Origin of the sequence: Pseudarthrobacter enclensis (genome assembly GCF_001457025.1) — a bacterium.
Lineage (GTDB): Bacteria > Actinomycetota > Actinomycetes > Actinomycetales > Micrococcaceae > Arthrobacter > Arthrobacter enclensis.
On sequence record NZ_KQ758607.1, the window covers coordinates 139,188 to 153,776 of the forward strand.

At 68.5% G+C, this 14,589-nt stretch carries 18 protein-coding genes; 9 read left to right on the forward strand and 9 right to left on the reverse strand.

Annotation, left to right across the window (positions count from 1 at the left end; genetic code table 11):
* Position 1: 1 nt before the first annotated feature.
* Positions 2 to 766, forward strand: a complete 765-nt coding sequence (locus AS031_RS17915; RefSeq protein WP_074447015.1) for a dienelactone hydrolase family protein — start codon at positions 2 to 4, stop codon at positions 764 to 766.
* A gap of 15 nt (positions 767 to 781) precedes the next feature.
* On the opposite strand, the gene AS031_RS17920 is transcribed toward AS031_RS17915, so the two are convergent.
* The 4 genes from AS031_RS17920 to AS031_RS17935 form a co-directional block, all read right to left on the reverse strand.
* Complete coding sequence (locus AS031_RS17920; RefSeq protein ID WP_058269517.1) at positions 782 to 2,410, reverse strand: alpha-amylase family glycosyl hydrolase; 1,629 nt, start codon at positions 2,408 to 2,410, stop codon at positions 782 to 784.
* Positions 2,411 to 2,456: 46 nt separating this feature from the next.
* Positions 2,457 to 3,398 (reverse strand): SAM-dependent methyltransferase, encoded by a 942-nt coding sequence (locus AS031_RS17925; protein WP_058269518.1) that lies wholly within the window; start codon positions 3,396 to 3,398, stop codon positions 2,457 to 2,459.
* A gap of 139 nt (positions 3,399 to 3,537) precedes the next feature.
* Positions 3,538 to 4,290: an ArsR/SmtB family transcription factor gene (locus AS031_RS17930; RefSeq protein ID WP_058269519.1), complete on the reverse strand. Its 753-nt coding sequence runs from the start codon at positions 4,288 to 4,290 to the stop codon at positions 3,538 to 3,540.
* A 200-nt stretch (positions 4,291 to 4,490) separates the two neighbouring features.
* A complete protein-coding gene (locus tag AS031_RS17935; RefSeq protein ID WP_058269520.1) occupies positions 4,491 to 4,898 on the reverse strand; it encodes a DUF1304 family protein in 408 nt (135 codons plus the stop codon).
* An 86-nt stretch (positions 4,899 to 4,984) separates the two neighbouring features.
* Here AS031_RS17935 and AS031_RS17940 point away from each other — a divergent pair, with 86 nt between their 5' ends.
* Both AS031_RS17940 and AS031_RS17945 read left to right on the forward strand, forming a co-directional pair.
* Positions 4,985 to 6,028 carry a helix-turn-helix transcriptional regulator gene (locus AS031_RS17940; RefSeq protein ID WP_058269521.1) on the forward strand — a complete coding sequence of 348 codons (1,044 nt, stop codon included), beginning with the start codon at positions 4,985 to 4,987 and terminating at the stop codon, positions 6,026 to 6,028.
* A gap of 10 nt (positions 6,029 to 6,038) precedes the next feature.
* Positions 6,039 to 6,374, forward strand: a complete 336-nt coding sequence (locus AS031_RS17945) for a cupin domain-containing protein (protein ID WP_058269522.1) — start codon at positions 6,039 to 6,041, stop codon at positions 6,372 to 6,374.
* Between the two features lie 71 nt (positions 6,375 to 6,445).
* On the opposite strand, the gene AS031_RS17950 is transcribed toward AS031_RS17945, so the two are convergent.
* Positions 6,446 to 7,699 (reverse strand): MFS transporter, encoded by a 1,254-nt coding sequence (locus tag AS031_RS17950; protein WP_058269523.1) that lies wholly within the window; start codon positions 7,697 to 7,699, stop codon positions 6,446 to 6,448.
* A gap of 193 nt (positions 7,700 to 7,892) precedes the next feature.
* On the opposite strand from AS031_RS17950, the gene AS031_RS17955 reads away from it, so the two are divergent.
* Together AS031_RS17955 and AS031_RS17960 are read left to right on the forward strand one after the other, a co-directional pair.
* Positions 7,893 to 8,363 (forward strand): SRPBCC family protein, encoded by a 471-nt coding sequence (locus AS031_RS17955; protein WP_058269524.1) that lies wholly within the window; start codon positions 7,893 to 7,895, stop codon positions 8,361 to 8,363.
* A gap of 8 nt (positions 8,364 to 8,371) precedes the next feature.
* Positions 8,372 to 8,716, forward strand: coding sequence for an iron chaperone (locus AS031_RS17960; protein ID WP_058269525.1), 345 nt, complete (start codon positions 8,372 to 8,374; stop codon positions 8,714 to 8,716).
* Positions 8,717 to 8,767: 51 nt separating this feature from the next.
* On the opposite strand, the gene AS031_RS17965 is transcribed toward AS031_RS17960, so the two are convergent.
* Positions 8,768 to 9,631: a sugar phosphate isomerase/epimerase family protein gene (locus tag AS031_RS17965; RefSeq protein ID WP_058269526.1), complete on the reverse strand. Its 864-nt coding sequence runs from the start codon at positions 9,629 to 9,631 to the stop codon at positions 8,768 to 8,770.
* A 153-nt stretch (positions 9,632 to 9,784) separates the two neighbouring features.
* Between AS031_RS17965 and AS031_RS17970 the strand changes: the two genes are divergently transcribed.
* Both AS031_RS17970 and AS031_RS17975 read left to right on the forward strand, forming a co-directional pair.
* Positions 9,785 to 10,108: a hypothetical protein gene (locus AS031_RS17970; protein ID WP_058269563.1), complete on the forward strand. Its 324-nt coding sequence runs from the start codon at positions 9,785 to 9,787 to the stop codon at positions 10,106 to 10,108.
* A 276-nt stretch (positions 10,109 to 10,384) separates the two neighbouring features.
* A complete protein-coding gene (locus tag AS031_RS17975; protein WP_058269527.1) occupies positions 10,385 to 10,771 on the forward strand; it encodes a VOC family protein in 387 nt (128 codons plus the stop codon).
* 119 nt (positions 10,772 to 10,890) lie between these two features.
* On the opposite strand, the gene AS031_RS17980 is transcribed toward AS031_RS17975, so the two are convergent.
* From AS031_RS17980 to AS031_RS17990, 3 genes are all read right to left on the reverse strand, one after another.
* Positions 10,891 to 11,403 (reverse strand): DinB family protein, encoded by a 513-nt coding sequence (locus AS031_RS17980; protein WP_058269528.1) that lies wholly within the window; start codon positions 11,401 to 11,403, stop codon positions 10,891 to 10,893.
* 155 nt (positions 11,404 to 11,558) lie between these two features.
* Positions 11,559 to 12,818, reverse strand: a complete 1,260-nt coding sequence (locus AS031_RS17985) for an MFS transporter (RefSeq protein WP_058269529.1) — start codon at positions 12,816 to 12,818, stop codon at positions 11,559 to 11,561.
* Positions 12,815 to 13,273 carry a MarR family winged helix-turn-helix transcriptional regulator gene (locus AS031_RS17990; protein ID WP_058269530.1) on the reverse strand — a complete coding sequence of 153 codons (459 nt, stop codon included), beginning with the start codon at positions 13,271 to 13,273 and terminating at the stop codon, positions 12,815 to 12,817. Before AS031_RS17990 ends, AS031_RS17985 begins: the two co-directional genes overlap by 4 nt.
* Before the next feature lie 216 nt (positions 13,274 to 13,489).
* Between AS031_RS17990 and AS031_RS17995 the strand changes: the two genes are divergently transcribed.
* Both AS031_RS17995 and AS031_RS18000 read left to right on the forward strand, forming a co-directional pair.
* Positions 13,490 to 13,930, forward strand: coding sequence for a DUF3592 domain-containing protein (locus AS031_RS17995; RefSeq protein WP_228379669.1), 441 nt, complete (start codon positions 13,490 to 13,492; stop codon positions 13,928 to 13,930).
* Between the two features lie 52 nt (positions 13,931 to 13,982).
* The gene (locus AS031_RS18000; protein WP_058269531.1) at positions 13,983 to 14,576 is read left to right on the forward strand and encodes an SOUL family heme-binding protein; all 594 of its coding nucleotides are present in this window, start codon (positions 13,983 to 13,985) and stop codon (positions 14,574 to 14,576) included.
* The last annotated feature ends 13 nt before the right edge of the window (positions 14,577 to 14,589 follow it).

Consider the following 14,589-nt stretch of genomic DNA (forward strand, 5'->3'; position numbering starts at 1 on the left):
GATGGGACACATGATGACCGTCGGAAACGCCGAAACCTCCGTCCAGGCCTACGTCAGCGAACCAGCCCCCGGCCCCTTCCAGGAGAAGCCGAAAGGCGGGCTGCTGCTGATTTCCGAGATCTGGGGCCTGGTGGACCACATCAAGGACGTGGCGGACCGGTTCGCCGCCGAAGGTTACCTGGTGCTCGCCCCGGACCTGCTGACGGACATCGGCATGACCCCCGACGTGGCGGCAGAGGTCCTCGAAGGGCTCGCCGATCCCGACCCGCAGCAGCGCAGCAAGGTCCAGCCGCGCCTGCGCCAGCTCACCTCACCACTGCATGCGCCCGGGTTTGCGGAGAAAGCCACGGCCGCCCTCGCCGTCTGCTTCGACCATCTCGAGGGCGTGCCCGCACTGGCCGGCCGGGTTGCCGTGGCGGGTTTCTGCTTCGGCGGCACCTACAGCTTCACGCTCGCCACCAGGGAGCCCAGGCTCCGGGCCGCCGTGCCGTTCTATGGCACCTGCGAGTTCACCGAGGAGGAGCTGGCGCGGATCAACTGTCCCGTCCTGGCGTTCTACGGCGAGCAGGACAAGGCGCTGGTGGACAAGCTGCCCCTGGTCAAGGCCCGAATGTTCGGGGCCAAGGTGGACTTCGAGGCCGTGGTGTATCCGGGGACCGGCCACGCATTCTTCAATGACAGCACCCCTGCCCGGTACGACTCTGCGGCGGCCACGGATTCCTGGGAGCGGACCCTGGCCTTCCTGGAACGGAGCCTCAGCCGGTAACGCCGCGGGGCGGGCTCAGCCGAGCCTCAGCCACACCGCGTTGTCCGGCTGCAGCCAGCCCTCACGTTCCAGCGGGAACGCGCTGAACAGTACGACGCCGGCCGGCAGCCTGACCGGCCCGGTCCCCATGGCAACCGCCACCAGGAACCCCGGGCTGCGTTCGCAGAGCAGCAGGTTCCCTGCCTCCACGCGCCAGGTGCCGCCGTCGTCCGCTGCGAAGTCACCGTCCGCCCACAGCTGCCGGCGCAGCGCGAGCGCCCGGGTGGCCAGCGCGAGGACGGAGTCCTGGTCCTGCCGCTGCCGGTCAACGGCGTGGACGCCCCAGCCGGCGGGCTGCGGCAGCCATGGCGCGGCTGCCTGGTCCGGCAGCGAGAATCCGTGGTTCCTTCCGGCGTCCCCGGTCCAGGGGAGCGGGACGCGGGCACCGTCCCGCGTGATGCCGCCCCGGGCCCACATCGGGTCCACCCGGTCCGGCACCGGAACCTCGACTTCGGGCAGGCCCAGTTCCTGGCCCTGGTACAGGTAGGCCGAGCCGGGCAGGCCCAGCAGCGCCAGCAGGGCGGCCCGGGCACGGCGGGCCCCGGCGGCGCCGCCGCCGAAACGGGTCACCGAGCGGACGACGTCGTGGTTTTCCAGCGCCCAGGTGGGGGCGGCGCCGTGCTGTTTTCGGGCGGCGTCCAGCTCGCTGCCCACGGCTGCCCACGCCGCCGCGTCCCAGCCGAGCTTCACGAACGCGAACGCGAACGCGAACGCCTGGTGCATCTCGTCGCCGCGGGTGTAGCGGGCCGCCCGGGCCGGTTCCAGGTTAACTTCGCCCACCAGCAGCCGGTGCGGCTGGTATGTCCCGGCCAGGCGCCGCCACCGCCGGTACACCTCGTGCACCTCCTCCTGGTCCGAGACCAGCGGGTTGGCGCGCAGCCCGTCCACCACGGCCTCGACGGAGGGCGCGTCCGGCAGTCCGGCGGCCTTGAAGAGCCCGTGGGCGACGTCGATCCGCAGGCCGTCCACGCCCTTGTCGAACCAGAAGCGCAGCACGTCTTCGAAGTAGTCGCCCACGGCGGGGTTTCGCCAGTTCCAGTCCGGCTGGCCGGGGGAGAAAAGGTGCAGGTACCACTGGGTGTCGGTGTCCGAGCCCGGGAGGGCCCGGGACCAGGCGCTGCCACCAAAGACGCTTTGCCAGTTGTTGGGCGGCACGTCGCTGCGGGCATCAGGGCCGGAACTCCGGCCGTCCACGAAGTGGAACATCTCCCGCTCCGGCGAACCGGGTCCGGCTGCCAGTGCGGCCTGGAACAGCGGGTGGGCGGAGGAGCAGTGGTTGGGGACGACGTCGAGCAGGACCCGCAGGCCCAGCGCGTGGGCCTGTTCCAGCAGGGCGTCGAAGTGCTCCATGGTGCCGAACAGCGGGTCCACACCGCAGTAGTCGCTGACGTCGTAGCCCTGGTCCACCTGCGGGGAGGGCTGGAACGGGGTCAGCCAGATCCCGTCCACGCCCAGCCCGGCGATGTAGTGCAGCCGCTCCAGCAGGCCGGGGAGGTCGCCCACGCCGTCGCCGTCACCGTCCGCGAAGGACCGCGGATACACCTGGTAGATGACGGCGGACTGCCACCAGTCGAGGGGACGGGGGTCGGGATTGTTGGGTCTCACTGCGTCGCTTTCTTTGTGGTGTATTTTTCCGGTTCTCAAGGTGCCGCTAAAGCCAGGCCGTGACGAAGCCGCCCCGGGACTGGCCGTCAGCGGACGACGGCGGCGGCGCGCCGTCGTCGTCCGCGTTGCCCGGGGTGCGTGGCGCCTCGGCGCTGCCGGTCAGTGAGATGGTCCGGCCGTACGTGGCGCACAGGTCCGCGACAGTGTGCAGCCTGCAGTGCCAGCCGGCGGCTTCCAGGACCGCCACGGGGTCCGGAGGGTCTGCCCGCGCCAGCAGGTCGCTCATGGGCAGGCCGGTTGTGCGGCTGAATTCCTGCAGTTGGGCGTCCAGGTCCTCGGTTTTCGGCAGCGGCACGGCCCGCTCGATGACCGTCCGCGACCCCGGTGCGGAGAGGGCTGCCAGGTCGTCGAGGACGGCCCGTTGCCCCGCGGCGTCGAGGTACGGCAGCAGGCCTTCCACAATCCAGGTGGCCGGCTGCCCCGGGTCGAAGCCGGCGGCCTGAAGGCTGTCCTGCCAGGGCTGTGCGAGATCGACGTCGAGGGTGGTCCGGTCCGCGCCGGGGGTGGCGGCAAGGCCGTGGAGGACGCTGTCCTTGAAGTCCAGGACGTTGGCGGAGTCGAGCTCGAAGATCCTGGCCCCCGCAGGCCAGGGCAGGCGGAACGCCCGGGTATCCAGGCCGGCGCCCAGGATCACCGTCTGCGGCGTGGCCCCTTCCCGGAGGAGGTCGTCGATGAACCTGGTGCGCATGCCGATGTAGATGGAGGCCAGCAGCAGCGGCTGAACCAGGGGAGAGGCGGCGGCCGGATCCTCCGGCCACCGCGTCGGCATGTCCACGCGGGACCTTGCCGCAGCCACCAAATCCGCCGCGAACCGGTCCACCACCAGCGGATCAGGCCGGGACGTTTCCACGGCCCGGCCCGCCGCGACCGCCAGGGCCGTCAGCGGCAGGCCGCTGTCCTCGAATGCCGTGCCCGGTGAATGCGCCACGCTGTGCCCCCTTTGGCCGATGGGTCGATGGTGGCACCATCCTTGCACCGGGACCCGATGGCGGACACAGAAGTTGCCGCATGTCATCCCAGGGCAGAAAAAGTGGGCCGGCACCCAGGCCGGGTGCCGGCGTCGTGCCCTACGTGTACATCAGCGACCCGGGCGTGGTGAGCTTTTCGCCCGTCTCCAACCAGGTCTTCAGGCCGGAGAGGATCATGGGCCAGCCGCCGTAGAGCTGGTCGTTGGCGCCCTCGCGCAGGTCGCTGTGGGTGACGGTCAGGTGGCAGGAGTCGCCCACGGGCTCGATCTCCCAGGTGACCTTGGAGGTTCCCTCGGCTTTGACGTCGTCGCCCCAGAGTGCCCGCATGGTCTGCACCAGCCGGCGCGGGGGATCGACTTCGAGGTTTTCGCCTTCGCCCAGCGGCGCCCCCGCTTTGGGGTTGTTCATGACGAACCGGCCGCCGGGAGACCAGTCAGACTCCATGGTGTTGCCGAACTGGTACTTGCTGCGGATGTCGCTGTCCGTGATGGCTTCCCAGAGCTTCTCGGGCGTGGTCTTGATGTAGATCTCGAAGATTTTTTCCATGGGACTTTCCAATCTGGATTTGAGGTCGCTGAGGGCAGCGGCCCATGGTTCTGCGTACTTGCTGACCCAGCGGTCGTGGACCAGGCGGATGGGCACCGGATTCAGGTAATGCAGTTTCTCCCGGCCCCTGCGGCGGGCCACCACCAGGCCGGCGTCCTCCAGGATGCGCAGGTGCTTCGCAATCCCGAACCGGGTCATGCTGAACCGTGATTCAAGCGCGCTCAGGGTCTGGCCGTCCTCGCGGAACAGCTCGTCGAGCAGGTCCCGCCGGGTGGGGTCGGAGAGTGCTTTGAACACGTCGTCCATGCACACGATAATAGGTGACCATATGGTCACCTATCAAGAGTTTGGCTTCATCAGTTGCGGAGCCCGTGCGTTCCTCCCCGGTTACACGCTCGCCCACGCCGGCTCAGGCGGGCTGATCGGCGCCATAGCCGGGGCTGTGCGGGCCAGTGCCTGATTGAGAGGCAGTAACTGGGCGGGAACGCACAGCCGAAGCGGTCCAGTTACGGGCCGAAGGGCAAAGATGCCAGGGCCAGCAGTGCCGGGACCGTGGCGGCGAGGGTGCCCGGCACGCTTTCCCAGCGTTGGGGGTAATGGCCCTGGAGGTCAGCCAGGAGCATGGTGGGGGCGGTGAGCACCATGTTGAGGCAGCAGTAGACCACCAGGGTGTACCCCACCACGGGTTCGCCGATGTTCACCGCCACCAGCCCGGCCGCCACGCCCAGGGCGATCACCAGGTTCTTGTACCCGGTGGGAATGGCCCACATCATCACGGCGGGCACGTTCTCCGGCGGCGTGCTCAGGAACTTCTGCGCCCACCGGTTCCGCCGCAGCAGGAAACTCTCCACCGGGAAGACGCCTACATAGACAACCACTGCCAGCACCGCAAAGACCTGCGACATGATGTTCATACCGGAAGGTTAGGCCCGCCCGGCAGCCGGGACCATCCCCGGATCGGGGGATTCCGCCCGGCGCCGCGGGGCCGGATACTGGACCTATGTGGGAGGAGCGCGCTGAGCGTGCCCGGCGGGAGATCGCCGCGCTGGCCACGGACGGACTGGACCTGGCCGCCCTGTACACCGCCGCACTGGCGCTGGTGCGGCAGTCCGTGCCGTTCGACCAGGCCTGCTGGGCCGGCGTCGACCCCGAAACCATGGTGATCAACTCCGTCACCAACTGGCGGCCCTGGCCCGTCACCGACGAATACGCCGTCCGGTTCGCCCAGTCCGAATACCGCGGCACCGAGCCGAACACGTTTGCCCGGCTGATGCTCCGGCCGCACCCGGTGGCGCGGATCTCGGATGCACCCCGGAGTGAAGTGGCCGGCAGCGTCCGGATCAACGACCTGCTGCGCCCCCTCGGCCTGGTCCACGAACTGCGCGGAGCGTTCCGCATGGACCAGTCATGCTGGGGCGTGGGCAGTCTGTTCCGCGAGGGGACTGCGGACTTCAGCGACCGGGAGGTGGAATTCCTTGCCGCGGTGACGGCTGCGCTCGCGGCCGCAAGCCGGGTCGCGGCCCGCGCCCGTTACCGCCCTTGGGACCGGCCGGACGGGCCGGTCATCGTGCTGGCCGGGGACCGCGGAGAGCTGCGCGCGGCCACTCCGGCCGCCACCACCTGGCTCCGGGCACTGGAGGACAGGGCCCCCGGCCGCTTCGGCATGGTGCTCTACGCGGTGGTGGCGCAGGCCAAGGCCTCACCTGCCGGGACGGCCAAGACCAGGATGCGCGACGCCGATTCCGGCTGGGTGGTCCTGCAGGCCAGCCGCCTCATCACCGGCGATGACCCTGGCCAGATGGTGGTCACCGTGGAGCCGGCCAGCACCGGGCAACTGCTCACCCTGCTCCTGGCGGCCTACGGGCTCACGCCTCGGGAGCAGGAGGTCTGCCTCGAGGTTCTGGCCGGAAGCGCCGGCGCGGACATTGCCACGCACCTGTTCATCTCCCCGCACACCGTCCACGACCATCTGAAGTCGATCTTCGACAAGGTGGGTGTGGGAAGCCGCGGGGAACTGGTCGCCAGGCTGAGCGCAACTGGGTAGCCTTGGGCGCATGCAGAAGATTTCGGTCGAAGCGCTGGCCCGCCAGCAGCTTGAGGCGGCATTGTCATCCTCCAACGGCCGCGCCGCGGACACGGTCTACGGCGGCCACGAAAAGATCCTCCGGCAGTCCGTGATGGCCATGGCCGCCGGCACCCGTTTGAGCGAGCACCAGAACCCGGGAGACGCCACGGTGTTCGTCATCGGCGGCTGTGTGAGGCTGCTGGCCGGCGAGGAATCCTGGCAGGGGAAATCCGGGGACCTCCTGATCGTACCGCCCGGCCTGCACAGCCTGGAGGCGGAAGAAGACTCCACCTTCCTGTTCACGGTGGCCAAATACCGCGACTGAACCATCGATTGCTCCGTAACTGCCGTTTAGGGCGCCCATAAGGGCAGTTACGGAGCAATCGATGAAGGGGGTCAGGCGCGGTCCCTCACCCTGTCCTGTTCGGGCGCCCGGACCGGGCGCGGCTCAAGCCAGACCCGCTCCCGGGGTCCCGGCGGGTAGGCGTGCTTCTTCCCGGCAATGGTGATCACCAGGGCCGCGAGCACCGGCAGGGCGGCGGCAACCGGCACCAGCAGCGGCCCGCCCACCACCAGCGCACCTGAACCGTAGAGTGCGCCCACGGTGATGCCCAGCTGGATGGTCAGCACCGTGAGGCCGTTGGCCGCTTCGCTGTATTCCCCGCCCGCGCGGAGGATGGCGGCCTGGTTGTAGATGCCGATTGCCCCCAGTCCGGCACCCCAGACCGTCATCAGGACCAGGGCCACCGGCAGGTTGCCCACCGCCAGCGGCAGCAGCGCCATGGAAACGGCGATGGCCGCCGTGGTGACCATCAGCGAGCGCCGCGGCCGCGAGTCCACGGTAAGGCCGGCCACCCAGATGCCCAGCAGGCCGGAGGCGCCCAGCACGGTGAGCGCCAGGCTGGTGGCGTACTCGGGGAGGGCGGCCTCCCGGATGAACGGGGCAATGTAGGTGAACAGGGCGAAGTGCGCCAGGACCAGCAGCGGCCAGGCCGTGGCCACCGCCTTGACCCCGGGCTCAGCAATGGCCCGCCGGATGGACGGCCGGGCACTGTCCGAAATCCGCCGCACCCGCGGCAGCAGGAAGAACGCCAGGACGGCCAGGACCAGCCCGAACCCGGCCAGCACCAGGAAAGCAGCCCGCCAGCCCAGGAGGCCGCCCAGGGCAGTGCCCACCGGAGCGCCGATGGCCAGGCCCAGGCTGTTGCCGCTGAACACGATGGCCAGGGCCTTGCCCACCTGGTTGGCCGGCACCACCCGGGTAACGAACGGTGCCATGGTGGTCCACAAGAGGCCGTGCGCCAGGCCGCCCACCATCCGGGCGGCCATCGCCGTCGTGAAATCCGGGGACAGGCCCACCCAGGCGTTGCTGGCCGCGAACGTCACCACCAGGCCCACCAGCAGCGTGTGCCGGGGTATTCCGGCCAGCAGTCGGGCCACCGGCACCACCGTGACCACGATGACGGCGGCGTACGCGGCGGCGAGGTAGCCCGCCACGGGTTCGGACACGTTCAGGCCCGTGCTGATCTGCGGCAGCAGGCCGGACGGAAGGAGTTCAGTGGTGATGGCGGTGAAGGCGATGGTCGCCAAAACCAGCAGGGCGGCGTAGGGAAAACGGGCAGGGGCGGGCACGGAAGTCGCGGAGGACATGGGGGAGTGGATCCATTCAAGGGGGAGAGGTGGAAAGCGGCTCGCTGGCCGTCAATTCCTGCCCTTAAATTTACAGGATCAGGCCCCTTGGATTCGACACCATGACGGCCCGGGCGGGCCGTCCGGACAGTGGTTTCAAAAGCCGGCGGACGTGGTGCTGTTCAGCGTGCGGGCGGACTCCTAAGCTGGGTCCATGTCTACCTTTGAGGTCCGCCGCAGCGCGGTCATTCCGGCCACTCCCGAAGAGATCTTTCCGCTGGTCAACAGCTTCCACGAGTGGCAGGCATGGTCGCCGTGGGAGCAGGTGGACCCCGGCATGAGCCGCCGCTACTACGGCCCGGACTCAGGCGTCGGCGCGGGCTATGAGTGGAGCGGCAACCGCAAGGCCGGCAGCGGAACCATGGAGATTGTGGAATCCCGGCCGTCCGATACCGTCCGCATCCGCCTCCAGTTCACCAAACCCTTCAAGGCACTGAACCCCACCACGTTCACCTTCACGCCCGCGCCGGGCGGCACCGAGGTGACCTGGCGGATGACCGGGGAGAACAAAGGCGCCGCCAAGGTGTTCGCGCTGTTCATGAACATGGACAAGCTGGTCGGCTCCGACTTTGAACGCGGACTCGTCGCGCTGGGCCAGGCCGTGGCGGCAAAGAAGAACAGCTGATCCCGGCCGTGGGCACCGTTGACGACGCGCTCGCGGAGGTGTCGGAGCCGAACCGGGGCTGCCTGCAGTCCATCGTGGACCGTGCCAGGACCATGTTTCCCGAGGCCACGGACGGCATGAGCTACGGGATGGCCGCGCTCAAGCTCGACGGCAAACCGTTGCTCGCCGTGGTGGCCGCCGCCAGGCACCTCTCGGTCTTCCCCTTTTCGGCGGCCGTGGTGGAGGCGGTCGCTCCGCAGTTGGAGGGCTACTCGCTGTCCAAGGGAACCATCCGCTTCACGGCGGACCGTCCCCTGCCGGACGGCGTGGTGGAAGAGATCGTACGGCTGCGTGCCACGGAGATCCGGGGGTAAGGGTACGACGCCGGCACGTTCCAAAGTGCCGGTTCCCGCCGTTCCCACGGGTCAGGCGAGCAGCATCCGCACGGTGTTGCGCAGTGTGGACGCCACTAGGTGGTCGTCCAGCTCGGCCACTTTGTCGCAGAAGATTTCGGTGCAGTACCAGCCATCGAATCCGGTGGCCCTGCAGGCATCCACCCATTCCTGCAGCGGGATGTCGCCGGCACCCGTCCAGACGTTCCGGGAGACCGACTGGTCCGGGACTTCGCCGGCGGGAACATGCAGGCCGTCGCACACATGGACGGCCGCGATCAGGTCTGCGGGCAGGGCAGCCACGTCTTCCGGGGTGTCCCCGGCAGCCCAGAAATGCCAGAAGTCCACACACAGCTTCACGTTGGGCCGCTGGATGGATTCGAAGATCTGCAGTGCCTGGCTGACCCGGTTCACCGGTGACCAGGCCAGCGGTTCCAGGTAGACGCCCACGCCGTGATCGGCGGCGATGTTTGCGGCCAGGGCAACCCGCTTGGCCGTTTCAGCCAGGGCGTCCGCGTCGCTGAGTCCCAGGGCGCCGCGGAAGCGAAGGTCCGCGGGGTGGAGCGTGCCGGCCCGGAAGTCTTTGACCACGCGGACGTCCACGGGTCCGGTGCACATCTGAACGTAGGGGGCACCAACCACCTGCGCTACGTCGGCGAGGCGGGTGGCGTCCCGGGTGAACTCCTCCTCGGGGGCTTCCTGGATGGCGCCCACGCCGGAGACCGGGAAACCGTCCAGGGCAGGCAGCAGGTCCCGTGCCGTGAAACCGGCGTCCAGGAAACGGAACAGCTTGGGCGTCTGCAGTTCCACGGCATCGAATCCCGCGGCCTTGGCGACGGCGATGTCCCGCAGGGTGGTGCCATGGAAGGCCGCCGTCGAGTTCATGGAGATGTTCATGAGGGATTCCTGTCTGTCACCGGAGGCGTTAGAGCGCTCTAACGAAGCCATAAGAACTTTGTCATGACAAAGTCGCGGAGTCAACGACCAGTCGGCCAGGGCAGCCGGCCAAGGCCCCTTACCGGCATGGCCGCGGGCGTCTACGCTGGGCCCATGGCTGATACTTTCCCGTCCCTCGTGGACACCTTCAAGAACGTGGGCGTCACTAAGGCCTACGGCACGCCGGTGAACCTGGGCGGCCAGGAGATCGTCCCCGTGGCGTTGGTGTCCTTCGGCTTTGGCGGCGGCAACGACGCCGGGGACGGGGCATCCGGCGGCGGTGGAGGCGGGACGGTCATCCCTTTGGGGGTGTACGCCACGGTGGACGGCCGCACGGTTTTCCGCCCCAACACCCTGGCCCTGCTGGCCTGCCTGGTGCCGCTGGTTGCGGTGACCGGGGCTGCGGTGCGGCGCGCCATCGCCGCCGGCGGAAGATAGCGCCGGCCGCCGTCGTCGGACGTCCTTGGCGGGCGGGGTGCCCGCAAAATACCCTATTTCGCTCCAGCCCCGGCGGTTCCATAATGGCCTCATAGGCTTCGGAGACCCTCCCCGCCACCGTGCCTGATGGGCGGGCGCGGGAGAGTCCCAGGTGGCAGCCCCGGTGTCGGCGCAGCGGGCAGCCACGCGGCCCGCCAGATCTCCGGCAGGGACCTCTCGGACCGACCCAGGGGGAGAGCAACCGCCATCGAAGGAATTGCAGCAAGGAGATTTGTCATGCTCAAGGATTCGCAGGTCATGGCCGTACTGCCTGCCAAGGACATCGACAGGGCCAGGGAGTTCTACCGCGACAAGCTGGGACTCGAACCCAGCCAGACCATTGACGACCAGAACCTCATCTACATGTGCGGCAACGGCACCGGATTCCTGCTCTACCAGACGGACAACGCCGGCACAGCGAAGAACACCCAGATGGGGTGGGGCGTGGCGGACGTAGAGAAGGAAGTCGAGGAACTCCGCGGACGCGGGGTCGTATTCGAGGAATACGACATGCCCGGGCTCAAGACCGAGAACGGCATCGCCACCTTGGAGGGTATGGGCCAGGGTGCCTGGTTCCTCGACAGCGAGGGCAACATCCTGAACATTGCGTCGATGCCCATGTAGGCCACCCGGCTGCACCGACAACGCACGACGCCGGCCGCCCGCCTTCCGCAGCACCCCGCACCCGGGGTGCGGGGCCGCGGGAGTCCGGCGCCGCCGTCGTGCGCCTGTTGCCTTCCCCGTCAGTGCAGGTTGGCGTCGGCGCTGAGGATCTGCTCGCGGAGGATGTCTGCGTGGCCGCAGTGTTGGGCGGTCTCGCGGATCATGTGCAGGTACACCCATCGCAGGGGGAGCGGGCCGCGGCGGTTACCCCTTAGGACGCTGTCAAGGTCCAGCCCGGAGACCGCCTGCCGCGAGGCTTCGCACGCCTGCCGGTAGGCTCCCCGGATGGTGGCGACGGTGTCTTCGTCGTCCAGGATGAAAGACGCATCCGGCGTGGCAGGGATCCCGATCTCGGAGCGGGACCGCCCAGTGAGGGCTTCGTTGAACCAGACCTTCTCGACGAACACTGCATGTTTGACCAGCCCCAGCAGCGTGGTCCTGGACGGTACCAGGGAACGCCGCGCCTGCTCTTCGGTCAGGCCGTCGAGGCTGGCTGCCAACATGGCCCTGTGCTGGTCCAGGAACGCTTCGAACTGCTGCCGCTCGGGCTGGTGGATGACGCCGTCAGGCTCGGCGGAGGAGTGTTCCGGCATGGCTGCAGTATGCCATGCCCGCTGCGGGCTGCCACGGCCTGCGCGGCCAGCTTCCACAACCGGCCCGAAGCCGCATAACCGGTGCCGGGCAGCAACGCTTATGCGGCTTGAGGCCGGTCGTGGTCTCTCGATGTGGCCCCAACAGGAGCGGAAGGTCAGGCTGCGGCCTCGCGCTTGCCGCTGAACGCCACCCGGAAGGCGCGGCGGAGGGTGAGATGGCTCCTGCGGCTGACCACGATCACGGCCCCGAGCCCGGCCAGCAGGACCACCAGGCCGCCCACCGCCACGGACCAGCGGGCGCCGAACTCGCTGCCGATCCAGCCGATCAGCGGAGAGCCCACGGCGGTTCCGCCCTGCAGGATGGCCAGGTAGAGGGCCAGGACGCGGCCCCGGAACTGCGGCTCGACGGAGAGTTGGATGCTGGTGTTGCAGCTGTTCAGGAATGTGATGGATGCCAGTCCCACCGGAACCAGCACCGCCGTGTACACCCAGAACGACGGCGCCACGCTGGCTGCCACGGTAAAGATCCCCAGGCCCAGCGCGCCACCGAGGAGGTAGCGCAGCCGCGGACGGGCACGGCGTGCGGCAAGCAGCGCCCCCGCCAGGGTGCCCACGGCCATGATCGAGCCGAGCAGCCCGAATTCGCCCGGCCCGGCGTGGAATTCGGTGGTGGCCATGAGCGCGTTGATGACCGGGAAATTCATGCCGAACGCACCCAGGATGCCCACCAGGACCAGGATGAGGACGAGGTCCGGGCGGCTCCGGACATAGCGGAGTCCTTCGGCCACCTGGTGCTTGCCGCGCGCTGCGCGGACTGCCGGAACCAGCTCGGAGGTCCGGATCAGGAACAGGGACCAGATCACGGCGGCGTAGCTGGCGGCATTGAGCAGGAAGACGGGCCCGGTTCCCACCCAGGCGATCAACACGCCGGCGATGGCCGGGCCGGTGAGCCGGGCGGTGTTGAAGGACGCGGAGTTCAGGGCCACCGCGTTGGATATGTTGTCCTGGCCCACCAGTTCGGAGACGAAGGCCTGCCGGGCGGGTGCATCAATGGCGCTGGCGATGCCCAGGCAGAGGGCCGCCAGGTAGGCGTGCCACAGCTGGGCCGTGCCGGTGACCACCAGCAGCCCGATGGCCAGGCCGGTGATGCCCATGGCCAGCTGGGTCCAGAGCAGGATGACGCGTTTGCGGTAGCGGTCGGCCAGGACTCCGCCGTAGGGACCCAGCAGGAGCATGGGGAGGAACTGCAGGCCTGTGGTGATGCCGACGGCGGCGCCGTCATGGTTGGTCAGCACCGTCAGCACCAGCCAGTCCTGGGCGATGCGCTGCATCCACGTGCCGATGTTGGAGACGATGGCGCCTCCGGCCCAGATGCGGTAGTTGCGGTTTTCGAGGGCGCGGAACATCTGGCTCATTTGCCGCTCATTTCCTGCATGATGCGGGCTGCGCGGCTGAGGACCAGCCGGTCTTCGTCGCTCAGTCCTGCCACGCGCCGGGCCAGCCAGGCGGTGCGCTGGTTGCGGGCTTCCGCCAGGACGGTCCGGCCTGCGTCGGTGATGCCGATGCTGACTTGCCGCCCGTCGTCGGGATGCGGTGTCCGGGTGACGTACCCGTTCTCGGCCAGGGCGTTCACGATCCGGGTCATGGACGGGGCCTGGACGTGTTCACGGTCCGCCAACTCGCGGAGGGTGCGGGGCCCGAACTCGTTCAGCTGGGCCAGGACGGTGTACTGGCCGGGGGTGATGGCGTCGCCGGTGGCCTCGACGCGAAGGCGGCGTGACGTGCGCATCACGGCCGTGCGCAGGTCGATGGCGAGGGTATCCGGGGTGATTTCTGCGGTGTGCTGGGTCTGTGTTTTGGTGGGGGCCATGTGGGCGGGTGCGCCTCCTGGAGAAGTCGGCCGGCAAGTTTCTTAGCACTGCTAATTAGTTCTGCTAACTATCATCCTCCTTTTAGTTGCTGGCAGCAACTGTTTTTGCTGTGGTTCTGCTAACGTCCGCCACGGCTGGCCCGGGTTGGCACAATGGTCAGCGTGACTGGGCGCAGAACTGATCGAATCCGTAAACCTCAACAGGCGTGGAAAAGGGTGCTGAACCTGGCGGTCACCGTCCTGGTCCTCCTGCTCGGGCCCATCATGTTCGGCGTCGGCAACTCCATGATTGAGGCCGATGAGGAACTGGCACGCACCGGAGTACAGACTGCGGGCACCATCGTGAACTTCGACGACGTCACCAAGGCATCCCAGCGCAGGATCAAAGTGGAGTTCTATGCGGGCGACGCGTCCGTCCATGCCACCTTCGCGGCCGTGGATCACGACCAGCACCCCGTGGTGGGCGATGAGGTGACGGTGGTCTATGCGGGGCAGGATCCCGGCCGGGCGATTGTGCTCGGTTACGAAAGCGACGGTGTCTGGTTCCGCGGGGCCGGCATCATACTGATCCTGATCTTTGGCGGGATTGGCGTTGTGCTGGTCCTCGCGTTCCTGCGGGGCTACTTCAAGAAGGGCACCCGGAAGCCGGCGGCCTGAGATTACGACGGCTCTGGCCGCTGCTCCCCGACAAGCGTCGGCTCGGTCCACCGTGACCGAACAGCAGCCTTATGAAGTGATCCGGCGCTATCCGCATTTCGAACTGCGACGCTACCCGGACTACGTGGTGGCTGAAGTGGCGGTGGCGGCGGATTTCGACCGGGCCGGCAACGCAGCTTTCAGGCGGCTCTTCAACTACATCACCGGGTCCAACACGGCCCGGGAGAAGCTGGCCATGACGGCCCCCGTCCTCCAGGCGCCGGGAACGCCGCACAAGCTGGCCATGACGTCGCCGGTGCTGCAAACCGGCCCGCTGCCCGGCGCCGCGGAAGCGGACAGGTTCGTGGTGGCCTTCGTCCTCCCGGCAGGGGTCACGGCAGACACCGCGCCGGTCCCCACCGATCCCACGGTGGCCGTCCGCTCGGTACCCGGATCCGTTGCCGCCGTCCTGCGCTTTTCCGGGCGGGGCACGGCGGCGGCCTTCCAGCGCCGGACCGGCGACCTGCGGGACGCGCTCGCGGTGGCAGGACTTGTGCCCGTGGGGGCGCCCCGGTTCGCACGCTTTGATCCGCCCTTCAAGCCGTGGTTCCTGCGGCGCAACGAGGTTGTCCAGGATGTGCAGGAGCCGGAACCCGGAGGTGCCTGATTAGGCTGGGGGA

What these genes read in the sequence shown, in the direction of transcription:
- AS031_RS17915 (WP_074447015.1), top strand. Translation starts at nt 2, where the DNA reads ATGGGACACATGATGACCGTCGGAAACGCCGAAACCTCCGTCCAGGCC.
- AS031_RS17930 (WP_058269519.1), bottom strand. Translation starts at nt 4,290, where the DNA reads ATGGACGACGTGTTCAAAGCACTCTCCGACCCCACCCGGCGGGACCTG.
- AS031_RS17935 (WP_058269520.1), bottom strand. Translation starts at nt 4,898, where the DNA reads ATGAACATCATGTCGCAGGTCTTTGCGGTGCTGGCAGTGGTTGTCTAT.
- AS031_RS17940 (WP_058269521.1), top strand. Translation starts at nt 4,985, where the DNA reads ATGTGGGAGGAGCGCGCTGAGCGTGCCCGGCGGGAGATCGCCGCGCTG.
- AS031_RS17945 (WP_058269522.1), top strand. Translation starts at nt 6,039, where the DNA reads ATGCAGAAGATTTCGGTCGAAGCGCTGGCCCGCCAGCAGCTTGAGGCG.
- AS031_RS17950 (WP_058269523.1), bottom strand. Translation starts at nt 7,699, where the DNA reads ATGTCCTCCGCGACTTCCGTGCCCGCCCCTGCCCGTTTTCCCTACGCC.
- AS031_RS17955 (WP_058269524.1), top strand. Translation starts at nt 7,893, where the DNA reads ATGTCTACCTTTGAGGTCCGCCGCAGCGCGGTCATTCCGGCCACTCCC.
- AS031_RS17965 (WP_058269526.1), bottom strand. Translation starts at nt 9,631, where the DNA reads ATGAACATCTCCATGAACTCGACGGCGGCCTTCCATGGCACCACCCTG.
- AS031_RS17970 (WP_058269563.1), top strand. Translation starts at nt 9,785, where the DNA reads ATGGCTGATACTTTCCCGTCCCTCGTGGACACCTTCAAGAACGTGGGC.
- AS031_RS17975 (WP_058269527.1), top strand. Translation starts at nt 10,385, where the DNA reads ATGCTCAAGGATTCGCAGGTCATGGCCGTACTGCCTGCCAAGGACATC.
- AS031_RS17980 (WP_058269528.1), bottom strand. Translation starts at nt 11,403, where the DNA reads ATGCCGGAACACTCCTCCGCCGAGCCTGACGGCGTCATCCACCAGCCC.
- AS031_RS17985 (WP_058269529.1), bottom strand. Translation starts at nt 12,818, where the DNA reads ATGAGCCAGATGTTCCGCGCCCTCGAAAACCGCAACTACCGCATCTGG.
- AS031_RS17990 (WP_058269530.1), bottom strand. Translation starts at nt 13,273, where the DNA reads ATGGCCCCCACCAAAACACAGACCCAGCACACCGCAGAAATCACCCCG.